The 219-nt window shown below is 42.5% G+C and carries 1 pseudogene; it reads right to left on the reverse strand.

Annotation, left to right across the window (positions count from 1 at the left end):
• Positions 1-110: 110 nt before the first annotated feature.
• Positions 111-219, reverse strand: a pseudogene (locus L6C30_RS14870) (IS66 family insertion sequence element accessory protein TnpB); the annotation flags it as partial.

A 219-nucleotide genomic window follows, 5' to 3' on the forward strand; every position in this document is an offset into this window, starting at 1 on the left:
TGAAAAGGTTACCGACACACAAAGTGACCCAAATTGAAGAATTGCTGCCGCACTGCTGGAAACCTAAATCGAATTAAAAAATAGGTATGGGATTCAGCGGACGCTTACGATCATGTTGCAAGTGCCTTGAGTAATTCTGCCAAGGCAGGTATTTCTGATGTCTGCCATTTTAGCTGAATATCATTATTCGTATGAGGCACGGTGATACACAACGTGATC

Source organism: Acinetobacter sp. KAM396 (genome assembly GCF_021602765.1).
Taxonomy (GTDB): domain Bacteria; phylum Pseudomonadota; class Gammaproteobacteria; order Pseudomonadales; family Moraxellaceae; genus Acinetobacter; species Acinetobacter towneri_A.